The sequence below is a fragment of the Pseudomonas sp. 43(2021) genome, assembly GCF_017490805.1.
Classification (GTDB): Bacteria; Pseudomonadota; Gammaproteobacteria; order Pseudomonadales; family Pseudomonadaceae; genus Aquipseudomonas.
Genome location: NZ_JAFGYJ010000003.1, coordinates 76,041 through 91,973, shown reverse-complemented (window position 1 = coordinate 91,973; position 15,933 = coordinate 76,041). Strand labels below are relative to the sequence as shown.

The window sequence follows — 15,933 nt, the reverse complement described above, 5'->3', positions numbered from 1 at the left end:
ACCGAACAGCCTTCAAGGCCTGCTGAGGACCTGTAGGAGCGGGTTCACCCGCGAAAGGGCCAGAAGCCCTGATGCAAGGTCAACTGTCGCGGCGCAGGTCCGGCGGAATCGGCAGGTCATCCTTCAGCGGCTCCGGCCGCTTGCCCTTGCCAGCCCGGTATTGGCGGATCTGGAACACATAGGCCAGCACCTGCGCCACCGCCAGGTACAGCCCGGCAGGGATTTCCTGCTCAAGTTCGGTGGAGTAGTAGATCGCCCGCGCCAGGGCCGGCGATTCGAGGATCTGGATCTTGTGCTCCACACCGATTTCGCGAATCTTCAGGGCCATGAAGTCGGTACCCTTGGCCAGCAGCAACGGCGCCGCCCCACCCTTCTCCGGGTCGTACTGCAGGGCCACCGCATAGTGCGTCGGGTTGGTGATGATCACATCGGCCTGCGGCACCGCCGCCATCATGCGCCGCTGCGACACCTCGCGCTGTAGCTGGCGAATACGCTGCTTGACCTCGGGCTTGCCCTCGCTGTCCTTGTACTCGTCGCGCACTTCCTGCTTGGTCATCTTCATTTTCTTGTGCGTCTGCCACAGCTGGAACGGCACGTCCGCCGCAGCAATCAGCAGCAGCCCGGCCGACATCCACAGCGCACTCCAGCCAACCACCTGCAGGCTGTGGATGATCGCCTGCTCCAACGGCTCGTTGGCAATCGACAGCAAGGCCTGGCGGTCGTTGACCAGGACCACCACGGCCACCACCAGGATCACGAAGAACTTGGCCAGCGCCTTGAGCAGCTCGGTCAGAGCATGCATCGAGAACATGCGCTTGATCCCCGACAACGGGTTCATGCGGCTGAACTTGGGCTGCAACAGGCTGCCGGAGAACAGGAAACCGCTCAGGGCGATAGGCGCCACGAAGGAGATCACGAACAACAGGATCAGCACCGGCTGCGTCGCCCATATCGCCATCTTGCCCGAGGCCAGCAGGAAGGCGCCCATGGCCCGGTCGTCGACGATGATGTCGCGGGTCAGGCTGAAGTTCATGCGCATCATCTCCAGCAGCGTCTCGGCCAGGTGGCCGCCGAACGCCAGCAGGCCACCGGCGCCGGCCAGGGTCACCGCCACCGTGTTCAGCTCCTTGGAGCGCGCGATCTCGCCTTTCTCGCGGGCATCGCGCTTGCGTTTCTCGGTGGGGTCTTCTGTCTTGTCCTGACCGCTCTCGCTTTCCGCCATGCTCAGCGCGCCCTCGCCAGTTCACGAAGCCATTGCAGCGCTTCGCTGGCCAACGCCTGGTAGTGGGACAGCACATCGGCCAGGCCGACCCAGAAAATGAACATGCCCATGACCAGGGTCAGCGGGAAACCGATAGAGAAGATGTTCAACTGCGGTGCGGCGCGAGTCATCACACCGAAGGCAATGTTCACCACCAGCAGCGCGGCGATCACCGGCAGAATCAGCAGCAGGCCGGCGGCGAACACCCACCCCAGGCGCCCGGCCAGCTCCCAGAAGTGGTTGACCACCAGCGCGTTGCCCACCGGCAAGGTGGTGAAGCTTTCGGTCAACACCTCGAACACCACCAGGTGGCCGTTCATCAGCAGGAACAACACGCTTACCAGCATGGTCATGAACTGGCTGATCACCGTGACGTTGACACCATTGGCTGGGTCGACCATCGAAGCGAAGGCCATGCCCATCTGCACCGCGACGATCTGCCCGGCTATCACGAAGACCTGGAACAGCAGCTGCAAGGCCAGGCCAAACAGCGCGCCGACAATGATCTGCTCGGCGCACAGCAGCAAACCACGCAGGCTCAGCGGGTCGAATTCCGGCAGGGGTGGCAGCGCCGGCACGATCACCACGGTAATCGCCACCGCCACGTACAGGCGCACCCGCGCCGGCAGCATGCGAGTGCCGAAGATCGGCATGGTCATCAGCACCGCGGTCACCCTGAACAACGGCAGGATGAAGGTGGCGACCCAGGTGCCGATCTGCGTGTCGGTCAGCTCAAGCATCGCCGCGTCAACCGATCAGCTGCGGAATGTTGGTATAGAGGCTGGTGATGTACTCCATGAACTTCTGCACCAGCCACGGCCCGGCGATGATCAGCGTGATCAGCATCACCAGCAGGCGCGGCAGGAAACTCAGAGTCTGTTCGTTGATCTGCGTGGCAGCCTGGAACATCGCCACCACCAGGCCCACCAGCAGGCTCGGCACCACCAGCACGGCGACCATCAGGGTGGTCAGCCACAAGGCATCACGGAACAGGTCGACAGCAACTTCAGGTGTCATCGGCGGCTCTCCTTGACGGCGTCAGACGCCGCCGAAACTGCTGGCCAGGGTGCCCATGATCAGCGCCCAGCCATCGACCAGCACGAACAGCATGATCTTGAACGGCAGCGAGATGATCAGCGGCGACAACATCATCATGCCCATGGCCATCAGCACACTGGCCACCACCATGTCGATGATCAGGAACGGAATGAAGATCATGAAACCGATCTGGAACGCGGTCTTCAGCTCGGACGTGACAAACGCAGGCACCAGAATCGTCAGCGGCACCTGGTCCGGGCCGGCGATATCGGTGCGCTTGGACAGGCGCATGAACAGGTCGAGGTCGCTTTGCCGGGTTTGCGCCAGCATGAAGTCCTTGAGCGGCCCCTGGGCCTTGTCGATGGCCTGCTGGGCGGTCATCTGCTCCTTCAGGTACGGCTGCAGCGCGTCCTGGTTCACCCGGTCGAATACCGGGGCCATGATGAACATGGTCAGGAACAACGCCATGCCGGTGAGCAACTGGTTCGACGGTGTCTGCTGCAAGCCTAGCGCCTGGCGCAGGATCGAGAACACGATGATGATGCGGGTAAAGCTGGTCATCAGGATGACGAACGCCGGGATGAAACTGAGCGCCGTCATGATCAGCAGGATTTGCAGGCTGACCGAATATTCCTGCTGCCCGTCCGGGGTATTGGACAGGGTAATGGCCGGGATCGACAGCGGGTCGGCGGCCAGGGCCAGCGGCGCAACCAGCAGCAGCGCCACACCCAATAAAGAGCTCAACAACGTACGCAGCGCGCCGCTCATCACAACTTGTCCTTAGGGTCCTTGCCCATCAGCTCCATCAGCCGCTGGGCAAACTCCGGCGTCGCCTGGCGGGCGCTTTCCGGCACTTCCACGGGTTCGGCCAGCACATGCAGGGCCTCGATGCTGCCGGGGGTATGGCCGATCAGGATCTGCTCCTTGCCCACCTGCACCAGCAGCAGGCGGTCACGCGGGCCGATGGCCCGGCTGCCGACGATCTCGATCACCTGCCCGCCCTTGACCGCCGTGCTCTGCAGACGCCGCAGCAACCAGGCCAGGAAAAAGATCAGGCCGACCACCAGCAGCAGGCCGAAGACCATCTGCGCCAGTTGCCCGCCGAGGCTGCCAGGCGCAGCTACCGGGGTCGCCGCCGGCGTAGCCGCGGCCAGGCAAGCCTGGCTGGCGAGCAGCGCGGCGAAGGCCGCGATGGCGCGCATCGTGCCCTTCACTCAGCGCAGCTTCTTGATACGTTCGCTGGGGCTGATCACGTCGGTCAGGCGGATGCCGAACTTTTCGTTGACCACCACCACTTCGCCATGGGCGATCAGCGTGCCGTTGACCAGCACGTCAAGCGGCTCGCCGGCCAGGCGATCGAGCTCGATCACCGAGCCCTGGTTGAGCTGCAGCAAGTTGCGAATGTTGATTTCGGTACTGCCTACTTCCATGGAAATGCTCACCGGAATGTCCAGGATCACATCCAGGTTAGGGCCTTCCAGGCTGACGTTTTCGCTCGGCTTCGGCGAGCTGGCGAACTCCTCCATCGGCAGGCGACCCGCGCCGCCGGTGCTGCTACCGGTGTCGCCACCCAGCAGTGCATCGATGTCAGCCTGGCCGGCTGCACCGGTTTCTTCCAGTGCCGCAGCCCACTCATCGGCCAGTGCCTGGTCCTCTGGGGAGGTGATCTCGTTTTCGTTAGCCATGGTTTCCTCGACAGGCATTCAATTCGTTATGAGCGACCGGCACGCCGTCAGCGGCGTTCGATCGGGTCGATGATCTGCAGCGCCAGGTTGCCCTTGTGCGAGCCCAGGCGCGCCTTGAACGACGGCACGCCGTTGGCGCGCAGCACCAGATGCTCGGGCAGCTCCACCGGGATCACGTCGCCAGGCTGCATGTGCAGGATGTCGCGCAGCTTCAACTGGCGCCGGGCGACCGTGGCAGACAGCGGCACGGCCACGTCCAGCACGTCCTCGCGCAAGGCCTTGATCCAGCGCTCGTCCTGGTCGTCGAGGTCGGACTGGAAACCGGCATCGAGCATTTCCCGCACCGGCTCGATCATCGAGTACGGCATGGTCACGTGCAGGTCGCCGCCACCGCCGTCCAGCTCGATGTGGAAGGTGGACACCACCACCGCCTCGCTGGGGCCGACAATGTTGGCCATGGCCGGGTTGACCTCGGAGTTCATGTACTCGAAGGTGACCGGCATGATGGCCTGCCAGGCTTCTTTGAGGTCGACGAAGCACTGGTCCAGCACCATGCGCACCACCCGCAACTCGGTGGGCGTGAACTCACGGCCTTCGATCTTGGCGTGGCGGCCGTCGCCACCGAAGAAATTGTCCACCAGCTTGAACACCAGCTTGGCGTCGAGGATGAACAGCGAGGTGCCGCGCAGCGGCTTGATCTTGACCAGGTTGAGGCTGGTCGGCACGTACAGCGAGTGTACGTATTCGCCAAACTTCATCACCTGCACGCCACCCACCGCCACGTCGGCGGAGCGGCGCAGCAGGTTGAACATGCTGATACGGGTGTAACGGGCGAAGCGCTCGTTGATCATTTCCAGGGTCGGCATGCGACCCCGCACGATACGGTCCTGACTGGTCAGGTCGTAGCTTTTGATGCTGCCAGGCTCGGATGCACTCTCGGTCTGCACCAGCCCGTCGTCAACGCCATGCAACAGGGCATCGATTTCATCCTGGGACAGCAGGTCCTGTACGGCCATTGCGGACTCCTACTGCAATACGAAATTGGTGAACAGCAACTGGTCGACGACCGGCCTGCCGACTTCCTTCTGCGCCACTTCCTGGACCACCGCGGTGGCCTTCTGGCGCAGCATTTCCTGCCCCACCGGGCTACCGGCCAAGGTGTCGAAGCCTTGCCCGGAGAACATCATCACCAGGTTGTTGCGGATCACCGGCATGTGCACCTTGAGGGCATCCAGGTCGGCCTGGTTGCGCGCTTGCAGGGTGATGCTCACCTGCATGTAGCGCTGGCGACCGTTCTGGTTGAAGTTGACCACGAAGGCCGGGGCCAGCGCTTCGTAGATGGCCGCAGGCTTGACGTTGCTGGCTGCAGGTTCGGCGGCCGGGGCCGGCTCGCTCTTGTGCATGATGAACCAGGTAGCGCCCACCGAAAGGCCGATCGCCAGCAACAGGCCCACTACGGCCAGCAGGATCAGCTTGAGTTTGCCTTTAGTGGCGGGGTCTTTGACTGCTTCGCTCTTCGCCATGCCAATAATCCGTCGTCCATCGGGGGTTCAAGGGAGGATGGCTTGGCTTGAGCAAGTGTTATGCCAGATTTTGCAGAAGGGAGATTTCAGCAGGGACAACCGTGCTGGCTTCTTCGCGGGTGAACCCGCTCCCACAGGACCTCCACAGGCTTCGAACCCTGCGCTGTACTTGTGGGAGCGGGTTTACCCGCGAAGAGGCCAGTACAGGCAATCGGGATCTACGCGTAATAATCGACCGCACTGTCACCAACAACCACCTGCTGCTCCACAGGCCGGGCGCTATCGACTGCCTCGGCCCCGCCCTGCTCGGCCCGGCGCGCCGCCACCCCGGACAGGTTGCTGCCTTGCGCCTGCCCCTGCTGCTGTTGCTGCCCGCGCGACTGGTCGGCCACGTTGACATCCGGCTGCGCCAGCCCTTGCTGGGCGAACAGCTCGCGCAGGCGGTGCACCTGGCTGTCGAGGGCGTCACGCACGCCGGCGTGGCCGCTGATGAAGGTGACCTGGGTCGACTGGTCCGTCGCAACATTGACGCGAATGTCCAGGCGGCCCAGTTCCGCCGGCTCCAGCTGGATATCCGCCGACTTGAGGTTCTGGCTGGACAGGTACATGACCCGGTTGACCAGGCCCTCGGCCCAGGCGTTCTGGTTCATCGGCAGCGGCTGATGCAATGGGCTGGCATTGGCCGGCACGGCATTGGCGGTCTTGGCCGTGGCGGCCTGGGTCAGGTTGGCCAGGCGGTTGGCGAAATCGTCGACGCGCGTATCGCTGCCGGCGCTCTTGGTGTCCTTCAGGCCATCTTCGAGCAAGGCACCAAAGGCCCTGTCGCCAGGCTCACCTTTTTCACCCTCGGCAGGCTCGACCAGATTCGCCAAGGTATTGACGGCCACCTGTCCCTCCTCGCCTTGAGCCTGCGCAGGGTCCAGGGCATGCGCCGAGGTCGCCCCCTTGGCCTGGGCGCTGTGCTCCAGCGCCAGACGCAAGGTCGGCAGGTTGGCCAAAGGGTCGGCGTCAGGGTCGAAGGCTTCCTCGGCGGCCGGCTCCTCGGGCAGCGCGGCCGTGACCGACGTCTGCACCTGCGCCGTGGCGGCTTGAAGCACCGGTGCCACCGCCTCGGCCTGGGCCTGGATCAGTTGTGCGCCTGGCTGGGCGTCGGTGATCTGGCCGGCCACCAGGCTGGCATCGCGCAAGCCGGTATCGGCCTGGACCTGGTCATCGGCTGGCAATTGTTTGCCGTCATCGGCAACCGCGGGCTTGTCGGCAGGGTCTTTCTTGCCGCTCTGCGCCGCCTCGGGTTTGTCCTTGGGCCTGGCCTGAGCCACCTTATCGTCCTGCCCGGCGACTTTGTCGCGACCCTGCCTGGCCATCACCTGACCAAAGCCGTCACCCTTGTCGCCCGGCGCCTGCAGCGGTTTGTCGGCCTGTGCGGTGGCCGAACGCGAGGTCTTGGCAACAGTGTTGCCTTGCAGCAATGGGTTGGGTGCGACAGGCATCGAGCGGTCTCCGCGCCAGAAACAAAAAAATCATCCAGCCACAGACAGGCAAGACTCGCGCCAAGTCGTGTATCAACCCGCCGAAATGCGTTGCTGCTCACCTCGGTAGAAGCGCTGCACCTCAAGGAACTCCTGGTCGATACGGTTGATCAAGTCCTCGATGCCATACAGCGGGGGCCGCCGCGCGCGCTCCTCCAGCTGCTGGCACAGGCTGGCCAACGCAACTGCGCCCATGTTGCTGCTGCTGCCCTTGAAACTGTGGGCCGCGGAACCAAGCTCTTCGGCACTTTTGGCCGCGTGCAGCTGGCCCAGGCGCCTTTCGGAGTCGTCGAGAAAAGTCTGCACCAACTGCAGGTAGCCCTCTTCCATGACCTCACGCAGGTCACTGAGCACCTTGTGGTCAATATGCATGTCAGTCACTTGTTCACTCCTTGATCAAGCCAGATTATGCCCGAGCCAGCCTGCGGCTCACCAGACGAACTCCACATGCGCGCAGCGCCCGCCCTCACTCCAGCGCGCGCTGCTGGTCAGCCGCCGCACCAGGTTCAGGCCACGCCCGCTCAGCCCCTGCTCCAGCGCGGGCCGCGACAGCACCCGCTGCACATCGAACCCGGCACCACTGTCACGGACCTCGATCTTCAGACGCCCACCCTCGGCAAGCGGTTCAACCTTGAAATCGACGCGCACGTAACCGTCGGTCAGCAACCCCAGGCGCCGGGCGCGCTCCTGATAATAGTCGGCAAAGCCCTGCCCATCACACTTGAGCTGCGAGTCCAGGCCCAACACACCATGCTCCAGGGCATTGGAATACAATTCGCTGAGCACACTGTGCAGGTTGCCGGTACGCGCGCGCAGGCCGTGAATCTCCTGCAACAATTGCACCAGGTACGGCACCGGGTTGAAGCGTTTGAGGCTCTCGCCCCGCACCTCGAACCCCACCGACCAGTCCAGCGGGCTGGAGCGGCCGCTATCAGAGTAGATCATCGGCGCCGGCACCCGCTCCTCGGCGCTGAACATCCGGATGTCGCACAGGCTGATGTCATCGCGCGGTCGCCCGCCAAAGCGCTCCAGGGCCTGCATCACTTCGTCGAACAGCCGTACCGGGTCACGGTTGTCGGCCAGCACCCTGCGCAGGCGCTGCACGCCGAACAAGCGCTCCTGGTCGTCGGCAGTGTCGAGCACGCCGTCCGACAGCAGCAGCAGGCGCTCGCCGGGCGCCAACGGCAACACCTCGGTGCTGTCATCGAAACGCTCGGCATCCAGAATGCCCAGCGGCAGATGTCGTGAACTCAGCGCCGACAGCACCTGGCCATCCACCGCCAGGCGATAGCCGTCAGGCATGCCACCGTTCCACACTTCCACCGAACCGCGCTGCATGCTGAGGTTGAGCAGCAGCGCACAACAGAACATGTCCACCGGCAGGATGCGCTTGAGCTTGGCGTTCATCTCGCGCAGGACCTGCGCCATACCGTAGCCCTTGGCGGTCATGCCGTAGAACACGTCGGCCAACGGCATGGCCCCTACCGCCGCCGGCAAGCCGTGGCCGGTGAAATCGCCGAGCAGCACGCGCATGTCGCCGGACGGGGTGAACGCGGCCAGCATCAGGTCACCATTGAACAGCGCATAGGGCGATTGCAGGTAGCGGATGTTGGGCGCGGTCAGGCACCCGGAGTGGGCCACCTTGTCGAACACCGCCTTGGCCACTCGCTGCTCGTTGAGCAGGTGGTGGTGGTGCCGGGCAATCTGGTCGCGCTGCTCCAGCACGGTGGCCTGCAACCGGCGCAGGCGGTCCATGGCGCGGATCTTGGCACCAAGGATCACCGCACTGTAAGGTTTGGCCATGAAGTCATCGCCACCGGCCTCCAGGCAGCGCACCAGGCCCTCCTCCTCATTCAGCGAGGTCAGGAAAATGATCGGCACCAGCGCCTCGCCGGCCAGGGCCTTGATCTGCCGCGCCGCCTCGAAACCATCCATCACCGGCATCAGCGCATCCAGCAGCACCAGCTGCGGGCGCCGCTCGATGAACAGCGCCACCGCCTGCTCGCCGTTATCCGCGGTGAATACCTGATGGCCCTGTCGGCGGACGATCTGCGCCAGCAGCATGCGGTCGGCGGCACCGTCTTCGGCGACCAGCACGGTCAACGCCTGTTCGGCCGGCATGTCGGCGCTCAACTGATATCGAAGAGTTTTTCGAAATTGGAGATGGCGAGGATCTTGCGCACATCGGAGCTGGCATGTACCACGCGCACATCCGACTCATCGCCGCCCGCGTGGTCGCGCAGCAACAGCAGCATGCCGAGTGCGGAACTGTCGAGGTAAGTGGTGTCCTTCAGGTCGACGACCACCGAATCGGGCCGGCTGGGCTGGCGTTCGTAGGCGTCACGGAATTCCTGATGCTTGCCGAAATCGAAACGCCCCTTGATCTTGATCGTCAGTTTTTTCCCGTCCTGCGAAAAATCAGTCTCGACTGCCATGCTAGCGATTCCTTCGATGATGGCGGATGCAACTCCTTAAAGGTTTAGCAGGCGGTAATAGGGGTGGCAAGTATTCGTCATAGGCTTTGCAGCGCCTGCAAGGTCGAGCGCCGCCCGCGCGGCGCTTCGCGGGACAAGCCCGCTCCCACATTTGTTGCAACGTGCCGAACCTGTCAGGCCATGGTTGTCAGCCTTGTTGCCTTGACGCGATTTCCCGGCTGGCGCTACCGCCGTCTCGCCAGTCTCAAACACTTCACCAAGGCGGGCAACGCCTCTCTCACAGGCATGGCCACGTTGCAACAAATGTGGGAGCGGGCTTGCCCCGCGAAGCGCCGCGCGGGCGGCGCTCGATCTCACTGGCGCAGAAAGTGCCAAGGCGAATACCTGAAACCTATAGGTGATTCTGCCGCGGCAGGCGTTGTGACAGCTCGTCGAGCAAGCGCTGCTCGCGCTTGTCTTCGGCGCGCCGGGCTTCGTCCAGGTAGCGCTGCACCAGCTTGCGCAAGCCTTCGACCCGGGCGTAGGCCTGCTGCCAGGTGCCGCGTGCGTTGTCGAGGTTGTTCTGGTGCCAGACCAGGCTCTGGCGCTGCTGGGTCATGGCCGTTTCCAGCTGCCCGAGGAAGCGCTGGTAATTGACCAGCCAGCTGCCATTGACCCCCTGCCCGCCACGGTTGATCCACTGCAGCTGGTAATCCTCACGAAACCGCTCGAGCTCGGCCAGCTTGGCCTGGGCTGTGGCCACCTGCTGCTGGAAATGCCCGAGGCGCTGGGCTGCCTTGCGCTCGGCCTCCTCGGCCATGTCCACCACCGGCGCCAGGCGCGCGGCGCGTCCGGGCAGCGCCACGGCCTATCAGCCTGCCGGGGGCGTGAAGATCGCCCCCAACTGTTCGCGGCTTTGCGCCATGCCCACGTTTTCGCGCAGGCCCTGGCGCAAAAAATCCACCAGCTTCGATTGCAGGGCAATGGCCAGGTCGGTTTCCGGGTCGCCACCGGCCACATAGGCGCCCACGCTGATCAGGTCGCGGCTTTGCGACAGGCGCGACCACAACTGCTTGAACTTCTGCGCCTGGCGCAGATGGTCGGCATCGACCACCTGGGGCATGACCCGGCTGATCGAGGCTTCGATGTCGATGGCCGGGTAATGACCCTCCTCGGCCAGCCGGCGCGACAGTACGAAGTGGCCATCGAGTACGCCGCGCGCCGAGTCGGCAATCGGGTCCTGCTGGTCATCGCCCTCGGACAAGACGGTGTAGAACGCGGTGATCGAACCACCACCCGGCTCGCCATTGCCCGCCCGCTCCACCAGCTTGGGCAGCTTGGCGAACACCGACGGCGGGTAACCCCGGGTAGCCGGCGGTTCGCCGATGGCCAGGGCAATTTCCCGCTGGGCCTGGGCGAAACGGGTCAGCGAGTCCATCAGCAGCAACACGTTCTTGCCCTTGTCGCGGAAGTACTCGGCAATACGTGTGCAGTACATGGCGGCGCGCAGGCGCATCAGCGGCGCATCGTCGGCGGGCGAAGCCACCACCACCGAGCGCTTGAGGCCTTCTTCACCCAGAATATGCTCGATGAATTCCTTGACCTCGCGGCCCCGCTCACCGATCAGGCCAACGACGATGATCTCGGCTTCGGTGAAGCGGGTCATCATGCCCAGCAACACCGACTTGCCCACACCGGTACCGGCGAACAGGCCCAGACGCTGGCCGCGACCGACGGTCAACAACCCATTGATGCTGCGAATGCCAACGTCCAGCGGCTTGCTGATGGGGTCGCGGTTCAGCGGGTTGATCACTGGGCCGTCCATCGGCACCCAGTCCTCGGCCTTCATCCCGCCCTTGCCATCCAGCGCGCGGCCAGCGCCGTCGAGCACCCGGCCGAGCATGCTCATGCCCATGGGCAGGCGACCGCCGTCATCCAGCGGCACCACACGGGCGCCGGGGGCGATACCGACGATGCTGCCGACGGGCATGAGGAATACCTTGGGCCCGGCAAAGCCCATGACTTCGGCTTCGACCTGCACCGGGTGGTAGCTGTCGTCATTGATCACCAGGCAGCGGCTGCCGACTGCGGCGCGCAAGCCTTCGGCTTCCAGGGTGAGGCCGACCATGCGCAGCAGGCGGCCTTCGACGATGGGCTGGACCGGCAGTTCGATGGCCTCGGCATAACTGCCCAGGCGCTTGCCGAAACTGGTGCGCTCAAGGTGCATCTGGGCTGTCCACGGTGCGGTCTGGCGGGGTGTCCAGGTCTATCGACATGTCCGGTGCCGCCGGGTGCAGCGAATGGTCGTGCAACTGGTCGAACAGTTGCGCCACGGCCTTCTCGATGCGAGTCTCCATGGTCGCGTCGATGCGACTGTGGGCGGTCTCGATGCGGCAACCGCCCGGTAGCAGCGCGCTGTCTTCCAGCAGCCGCCAGCTTTCCTCATGGCGTTCGCGCAGGGCCTTGGCCAGCTCGAAATCCTGCGGGTTGAGGTGGATGCGGATATTGTCCGCGCCCATGGGCAGCAGCTTGAGCGCTTCGCGCAGTACCTGGGTGATCTGGCTGGAATCGCCCCGCAGTTCGCGACCGATCACCTGGCGGGTCATGTGCGCCACCAGGTGGACCAGGGCTTTCTCGATCTGCGTGTCTTGTTCGGCGATCGGCTCCATCAGGTTGGCCATCAGCCGTTCAAGGCTTTCCAGCTTGGCTTTCAGGGCCTCTTCGGCTTCCTGGCGAACCTTGAGCTGGGTGCTGTGGAAGCCCTCGCGCTCACCGGTGGCGAAGCCTTCGTTGTAGGCTTCCTGGCGGATGGCCTCGAGTTCTTCCAGGGTCAGCGGCTGGACTTCTTCCAGCGGCACTTCCTCGACTTCTTCCTCGATGACCTCGGGTTCCGGCTCTGGTTCGGGTTCAGGCTCCGGTTCCGGGTCGAAGCTGGGCAGCGCCCACACGTCCACGCCCTCGAGGTCGCGGGCGCGGATCAGGTCGCTGGGGTGATGTTCTTTGGTGGGCATGCTGTCATGTTCTCAAACCATGTTCAGCCGACACGGTCCCTGTGGGAGCGGGTTTACCCGCGAAAGCGTCGGCAGCGACAACCTCTATCGCCAGGTCCGACGCCTTCGCGGGTAAACCCGCTCCCACAAGGGGCGGCGTCGGTCTTCAGATCGCGAATACCTTAGATCATTTCCTCGGCACCCTTGCCGCCGAGCACGATCTCGCCGGCCTCGGCCATGCGGCGGGCGATGGTGAGGATTTCCTTCTGCGCCGTTTCCACATCGCTGACCCGTACCGGCCCCTTGGCCTCCAGGTCGTCGCGCAGCAGCTCCGAGGCACGCTTGGACATGTTCTTGAAGATCTTGTCCTTGACCCGCTCGTCGGCGCCCTTGAGCGACACCACCAGCACGTCGGACGACACTTCGCGCAGCAGCGCCTGGATGCCACGGTCGTCGACATCGGCTAGGTTGTTGAAGACGAACATCAGGTCTTCGATCTGCTCCGACAGGTCGCTGTCGATTTCGCGGATCGCGTCCATCAGTGCACCTTCCACCGAGCTGTCGAGGAAGTTCATGATGTCGGCGGCACGCTTGATGCCGCCCAGGGTGGTACGCGCTGCGTTGGAGTTGCCCGAGAACTGCTTCTCGAGGATCTGGTTCAGCTCCTTCAATGCCGCCGGTTGCACGGTGTTCAGCGACGACACGCGCAGGACGATGTCCAGGCGCACCTTGTGGTCGAAGTTGCTCAGCACTTCGCCGGCCTGGTCGGGGTCGAGGTAGGCGACCACGATGGCCTGGATCTGCGGGTGCTCGTAGCGGATCACGTCGGCCACGGCGCGCGGCTCCATCCACTTGAGGCTGTCCAGGCCACTGGTGTTGCCACCGAGCAGGATGCGGTCGACCAGGCCGTTGGCCTTGTCCTCGCCCAGGGCCTGGTTGAGCATCTTGCGGATGTAGGCATCGGAGCCCACGCCCAGGCTGGTCTGGTCGCCGACGATTTCGACGAACTCGCTCATCACTTGCTCGACCTGGTCACGGTGCACATTGCCCATCTGCGCCATGGCCACGCCCACCCGCTGCACTTCCTTGGGCCCCATGTGCCGCAGCACCTGGGCCGCATCGGTCTCACCCAGCGAAAGCAGGAGGATCGCCGCCTTGTCGACGCGGCTCAGCTTGGCGGTAACGGCTCGGTTATCACTCATCGGCGTTGATCCACTCTTTCACGACCTGGGCAACGCGGCCCGGGTCTTCGGCCACCAGGCCTTTGATTGCGTTGAGCTGTGCCTCGTAACCCTCGCTCGGGCTAGGCAGCAGAATGCTTGTCGGGCCACCCAGACTGACGCGGTCGTTGGCCAGTTCGCCATCCAGACCCATCATGCCGCCCAGCTCCATGTCGCTGTCCGGGGCAGCCTGCTTGCCGCCCCCTGTAATGTTGTTCAACACCGGCCGCAGCACACCGAACACCAGCACCAGGATGAACACTACGCCCAGCACCTGCTTGACGATGTCCCAGAACCACGGCTGCTGGTAGAAGGCGATGTCGGCGATCTCTTCGCCACGGTCGGCGGCGAATGGCACGTTGATCACCGTCACGCTGTCGCCACGGCTGGCATCGAAGCCGACCGCATCCTGCACCAGGCGGGTGAAGCGTGCCAGGTCCTCGGCGCCCCACGGCGCACGGGTGGTGTCGCCGGTGGCCGGGTCGATCTTGACCTGGTCGTCCACCACCACCGCCACCGACAGGCGGGTCATGCGCCCCTGCTGCTGGCGGGTGTGGCTGATGGAACGGTCCAGCTCGAAGTTCTTGGTGCTTTGCTGGCGCTTGTCCGACGGGTACGGCGCGAGCATTGGCTGACCGGTGGCCGGGTCCATGATCTGCTGGCCGTTGGCATCCACCAGCGGCTGGCCAGGCTGGATGGCCGCGGCCGGGGTAGCGGCACCACCAGTGGTCTGCGGTGCCGAGGCAGGGCCTGGCGGCTGGTTGCTCAGCGCGCCGGGCACACCTTGCGGGCCCTGGCTGCTGGCACGTTGCTCGTCGACCGACTGCTCGCTGCGCAGCGCCGGCTGGTCGGGGTTGAACTGCTCGGAGGTGGACTCGACCGCGCTGAAGTCGAGGTCGGCGGACACTTCGGCCTTGTAGCGGTCATTGCCCAGCACCGGCTGCAGGATGTTGTGCACCCGCTGGGTGAGCATGCTTTCCACCCGGCGGCTGTAGTCGAACTGCTTGCCTGCCTGGGTCAGGGCGGTGTCCTGGATCTGCTCGGACAGCAGGTTGCCCTTCTGGTCGACCACGGTGACCTGGGACTTGTCCAGTTCCGGCACGCTGGTGGCGACCAGGTTGACGATGGCCATCACCTGCCCGGCTTCCAGGGCACGGCCCGGGTACAGCTCGACCAGTACCGAGGCACTGGGCTTGCGTTCGTCACGCACGAACACCGAACTTTTCGGGATAGCCAGGTGCACGCGCGCGCCCTTGACGTTGTTCAGGCTGGACACGGTACGCGCCAGTTCGCCTTCCAGGCTGCGACGGTAACGGGTGGCTTCCATGAACTGGCTGGTGCCCAGGCCCTGCTCCTTGTCGAGCAGCTCGAAGCCGACATTGCCATCGCTCGGCGCCACACCGGCAGCCGCCAGCTTCAGGCGCGCACGGGAGAGGTCGTCGGCCTTGACCAGCAGAGCGCCGGAATTGGGCTCAACGTTGTAAGGGATGTCGGCAGCGGCCAGGGTGTCCATGACCTGCTTGGTGTCCATACCCGCCAGGCTGCCGTACAGCGGGCGGTAATCGGGTTGTTGCGACCACAGCACCACGGCAAAGCCGATCGCCACGCTGGCGGCCAGGCCGACCATGAGGCCGATCTGACGCAGCATGGGCATCTGCGCGATGTTTTCCAGAAACGCCATGCCGAACAGCGGTGGTTTGGCCGCTGGCGGGCCGCTTTTGGCGGGGGCGTTGTCGACGACTGCTTCAGCCATGGTTTACATCCATCCTCAAACCGGCATCTGCATGATGTCCTGGTACGCCTGGACCAGCTTGTTGCGTACCTGGGTCAGGGCCTGCATCGACACGCTGGCCTTTTGCGAAGCGATCATCACGTCGGTCAGGTCGACGCCACTCTTGCCGATCTCGAAGGCGTTGGCCAACTGGGTCGAAGCCTGCTGCGTCTCATGCACCTTGCCGATGGCCTGGCCGAGCATGTCGGCAAAGGTACTCTGCCCCGGTGCCAGCTCGGGGGCTGCGGCCACCTTGGGCAGCGACATGGCATCGGCCTGCATGGCCCGCATGTCCAACATCAGACGATTGAATTCAACACCTTGGCTCATGACCCTTCTCTCTCCTGCGGCCGCATTTTTTTGACAGTCATGCGGCGAATAGCCAACCTAAAGCAACAAAGGTGCCAGCCTACAGGGCTCAGGCAACATAGCCCTGCGGGAGCGGGTTCACCCGCGAAGAATGCGACACGGTGTATGGCACCGGCTTCGCCGGTGTTCGCGG

The 15,933-nt window shown here is 64.3% G+C and carries 18 protein-coding genes; all 18 read right to left on the bottom strand.

The genetic code is table 11. The features are described 5' to 3' along the window. Positions 1-79: 79 nt before the first annotated feature. The 18 genes from flhB to fliE all read right to left on the bottom strand — a co-directional run bounded on the left by flhB (position 80) and on the right by fliE (position 15,761). A complete protein-coding gene (flhB, locus tag J5M71_RS03455; protein WP_207829815.1) occupies positions 80-1,222 on the bottom strand; it encodes a flagellar biosynthesis protein FlhB in 1,143 nt (380 codons plus the stop codon). A gap of 2 nt (positions 1,223-1,224) precedes the next feature. After that, positions 1,225-2,001 (bottom strand): flagellar biosynthetic protein FliR, encoded by a 777-nt coding sequence (gene fliR / locus J5M71_RS03450; RefSeq protein WP_025340075.1) that lies wholly within the window; start codon positions 1,999-2,001, stop codon positions 1,225-1,227. A gap of 7 nt (positions 2,002-2,008) precedes the next feature. Then, positions 2,009-2,278, bottom strand: a complete 270-nt coding sequence (gene fliQ, locus J5M71_RS03445) for a flagellar biosynthesis protein FliQ (protein WP_063912833.1) — start codon at positions 2,276-2,278, stop codon at positions 2,009-2,011. A gap of 21 nt (positions 2,279-2,299) precedes the next feature. Then, positions 2,300-3,067, bottom strand: a complete 768-nt coding sequence (gene fliP, locus J5M71_RS03440) for a flagellar type III secretion system pore protein FliP (protein WP_207829813.1) — start codon at positions 3,065-3,067, stop codon at positions 2,300-2,302. Next, entirely contained in the window at positions 3,067-3,501 is a 435-nt protein-coding gene (gene fliO / locus J5M71_RS03435; protein WP_207829801.1) for a flagellar biosynthetic protein FliO, read from the bottom strand. The genes fliP and fliO overlap by 1 nt, the downstream gene beginning before the upstream one ends. A gap of 12 nt (positions 3,502-3,513) precedes the next feature. Further along, a complete protein-coding gene (gene fliN, locus J5M71_RS03430; RefSeq protein ID WP_207829790.1) occupies positions 3,514-3,984 on the bottom strand; it encodes a flagellar motor switch protein FliN in 471 nt (156 codons plus the stop codon). A gap of 47 nt (positions 3,985-4,031) precedes the next feature. Continuing rightward, positions 4,032-5,000 (bottom strand): flagellar motor switch protein FliM, encoded by a 969-nt coding sequence (fliM, locus tag J5M71_RS03425; protein ID WP_207829787.1) that lies wholly within the window; start codon positions 4,998-5,000, stop codon positions 4,032-4,034. Between the two features lie 9 nt (positions 5,001-5,009). Beyond that, on the bottom strand, positions 5,010-5,507 hold the full coding sequence (fliL, locus tag J5M71_RS03420; protein WP_207829775.1) for a flagellar basal body-associated protein FliL: 498 nt from the start codon (positions 5,505-5,507) through the stop codon (positions 5,010-5,012). 218 nt (positions 5,508-5,725) lie between these two features. Continuing rightward, entirely contained in the window at positions 5,726-6,997 is a 1,272-nt protein-coding gene (locus tag J5M71_RS03415) for a flagellar hook-length control protein FliK (RefSeq protein ID WP_207829773.1), read from the bottom strand. Between the two features lie 72 nt (positions 6,998-7,069). Then, positions 7,070-7,417, bottom strand: coding sequence for an Hpt domain-containing protein (locus J5M71_RS03410; protein WP_207829760.1), 348 nt, complete (start codon positions 7,415-7,417; stop codon positions 7,070-7,072). Positions 7,418-7,465: 48 nt separating this feature from the next. Then, a complete protein-coding gene (locus tag J5M71_RS03405; RefSeq protein WP_207829753.1) occupies positions 7,466-9,157 on the bottom strand; it encodes a fused response regulator/phosphatase in 1,692 nt (563 codons plus the stop codon). Between the two features lie 8 nt (positions 9,158-9,165). Beyond that, entirely contained in the window at positions 9,166-9,471 is a 306-nt protein-coding gene (locus J5M71_RS03400) for an STAS domain-containing protein (protein ID WP_013973600.1), read from the bottom strand. A gap of 391 nt (positions 9,472-9,862) precedes the next feature. Beyond that, complete coding sequence (fliJ, locus tag J5M71_RS03395; protein WP_025340083.1) at positions 9,863-10,315, bottom strand: flagellar export protein FliJ; 453 nt, start codon at positions 10,313-10,315, stop codon at positions 9,863-9,865. Between the two features lie 6 nt (positions 10,316-10,321). Beyond that, a complete protein-coding gene (gene fliI, locus J5M71_RS03390) occupies positions 10,322-11,677 on the bottom strand; it encodes a flagellar protein export ATPase FliI (RefSeq protein ID WP_207829750.1) in 1,356 nt (451 codons plus the stop codon). After that, positions 11,667-12,461, bottom strand: a complete 795-nt coding sequence (fliH, locus tag J5M71_RS03385; RefSeq protein ID WP_207829747.1) for a flagellar assembly protein FliH — start codon at positions 12,459-12,461, stop codon at positions 11,667-11,669. Before fliH ends, fliI begins: the two co-directional genes overlap by 11 nt. Before the next feature lie 161 nt (positions 12,462-12,622). Beyond that, positions 12,623-13,642, bottom strand: coding sequence for a flagellar motor switch protein FliG (gene fliG / locus J5M71_RS03380; RefSeq protein ID WP_013973604.1), 1,020 nt, complete (start codon positions 13,640-13,642; stop codon positions 12,623-12,625). Next, on the bottom strand, positions 13,635-15,413 hold the full coding sequence (fliF, locus tag J5M71_RS03375) for a flagellar basal-body MS-ring/collar protein FliF (RefSeq protein WP_207829745.1): 1,779 nt from the start codon (positions 15,411-15,413) through the stop codon (positions 13,635-13,637). Before fliF ends, fliG begins: the two co-directional genes overlap by 8 nt. Positions 15,414-15,428: 15 nt before the next feature. Next, positions 15,429-15,761 carry a flagellar hook-basal body complex protein FliE gene (gene fliE / locus J5M71_RS03370; RefSeq protein WP_013973606.1) on the bottom strand — a complete coding sequence of 111 codons (333 nt, stop codon included), beginning with the start codon at positions 15,759-15,761 and terminating at the stop codon, positions 15,429-15,431. Positions 15,762-15,933 lie beyond the last annotated feature (172 nt).